This is a genomic window from Paenisporosarcina sp. P4_E4_2, assembly GCF_056401595.1.
This window is the reverse complement of sequence record NZ_JBFUJC010000462.1, coordinates 1-1,916: the sequence shown is the minus strand read 5'-3', so window position 1 is coordinate 1,916 and position 1,916 is coordinate 1. Positions and strand designations below refer to the sequence as shown.

The 1,916-nt window shown below is 39.6% G+C and carries 3 protein-coding genes; 2 read left to right on the top strand and 1 reads right to left on the bottom strand.

The window, feature by feature from the left end; all coding sequences use genetic code 11:
• Together AC1DSB_RS18665 and AC1DSB_RS18660 are read left to right on the top strand one after the other, a co-directional pair.
• Positions 1-160 (top strand): thioredoxin family protein (locus AC1DSB_RS18665; protein ID WP_477587348.1); only part of this gene is annotated, 160 nt, incomplete at its 5' end.
• A 53-nt stretch (positions 161-213) separates the two neighbouring features.
• Positions 214-1,059: an RluA family pseudouridine synthase gene (locus tag AC1DSB_RS18660; protein ID WP_477531939.1), complete on the top strand. Its 846-nt coding sequence runs from the start codon at positions 214-216 to the stop codon at positions 1,057-1,059.
• 257 nt (positions 1,060-1,316) lie between these two features.
• On the opposite strand, the gene AC1DSB_RS18655 is transcribed toward AC1DSB_RS18660, so the two are convergent.
• The coding region (locus AC1DSB_RS18655) for an aldo/keto reductase (RefSeq protein WP_477587347.1) at positions 1,317-1,916 on the bottom strand (600 nt) is incomplete at its 5' end.

The window sequence follows — 1,916 nt, the reverse complement described above, 5'->3', positions numbered from 1 at the left end:
ATACAATATTTATGAATTTGAGCAAGGATGGGAAGATTATAAGATAGAAGCAACTCCAACTATGATTCATTTTGAAGATGGAAAAGAAGTTGCACGTATGGTCGGCAGTCAACCAAAAGAACAAATAGAAACCTTTTTCAATGAATTTGTATTAAAATAGAAGATACCGTAGACCATGTCCTCGTACATGGTCTCTTTTTAGGAGGACTGTAAATGAATAAAACATTTGAATATGAGTTACAAACAGACAATATTACCATCGAACAACTTCTGCGCGACGATTTTCATATTGGCAAGAAAATCATGCATGAAATGCGTATGGCCAAAAGTATCGTAAATGAAAATGGAGAACCGATGGTATGGCAACATCATTATCCAAAAGGAACAAAACTTACTTTCACTGTGAACGTGGAGCCTTCTTCTTATGTAGCGACACAAAATTGTGAAGTCCCGATTCTTTTTGAAGATGCTCATATACTGGTCGTTTCAAAGCCTGCCGATATGGCAACACATCCAAATGAGCCTGGCCAGACAGGCACTTGTATGAACCATGTCATGGCCTATATAAAAAAACAAGGTGGCGTTTATGCAGAGCATGTCCATCGTCTAGACCAAGGTACGAAAGGTTTAGTATTGATTGCTAAACATCCTCTTATTAAATCCATGTTGGATCGCATGCTTGAAGACAAACAAATCATTCGTGTCTACGAAGCGATAGTTGATGGCTACATGACTCAAAAAAATGGAACGATTCGCACACCGATTGGTAAGGATCGCCATGATTCAACCCGTCGAACAGTCTCTCCATCAGGTCAAACAGCTATCACTCACTTTGAAGTTGTGGGACAAGATTCTAATTTCACAAAAGTACACGTGATTTTGGAAACTGGACGCACGCATCAAATCCGTGTTCACTTGAGCTCTATCGGCCACCCTGTTACAGGTGACAGATTATATGGTTCAAGAACTAGAGCGGACAATTATTCTTTGCAAGCGAAAAAACTGCAATTTGTTCACCCGATTACGAAAGAAATGATTGTAGTCGAGGACTATAAATAACTCACCTTTCGCAGTTTCAAGAAAATAACCGAATGAAACAACTGTATAGAAGAAGAGTGCGAAAACCAAAATAAATAAGTAAAAACAAAAGAGATTCCTGAGTCATCAATGACTCATGGAATCTCTTTTTGTATTGGCTTTATTATAGAATGCTGTAGACCTACAAGTATGTGGTTTTCATACTTGTTGGCTCATATGGGACATGCGGCTAGCGCATAGGAACGATAATAGCATTATCGTTTAGCAGAGCCTTTGTATTAGAAATTAAAAGAAAAATTATCTGGATCTGCCCCAGTGCGTTCGTTCAAATTCAATGAATCAATATTTTTCATATCTTCAAATGACAACTCAAAATCAAACACATCGGCATTGGCTGCAATGCGTTCTGGTGTTACCGATTTCGGAATCACTAGCAGGTCATGTTGCAAATGCCAACGGATGATGATTTGAGCCGATGTCTTTCCATATTTATTCCCCATTCTTACAAGTGATGGCTCGTCCAGCAGACCGCCACGTGCCAATGGGGACCAGGAAGTCACAGCGATTTGGTTGTCTGCACAAAACGTTCTTAGGTCATACTGAGTAAGACGTGGACTTAACTCGATTTGATTAACCATTGGTTTGACATTTGCTTTCGCAAAAATTTCTTCTAAGTGATGCTGATGGTGATTGGATACACCTGTCGCACGAATCAATTTTTCATCATACAGACGTTCAATCGCACGATATGTGTCTACGAACGTTTCTTTAACCGGCCAGTGTGTTAAATACAGATCCAAATAGTCGAAACCCAATTTTTCAAGCGACGCTTCAAAAGCACGCAATGTCTGATCATACCCTTGATCGGCGTTCCACAC

Bases quoted from the DNA above. Each gene is read 5' to 3' on its own strand.
- AC1DSB_RS18660 (WP_477531939.1), top strand. From the start codon at position 214: ATGAATAAAACATTTGAATATGAGTTACAAACAGACAATATTACCATC.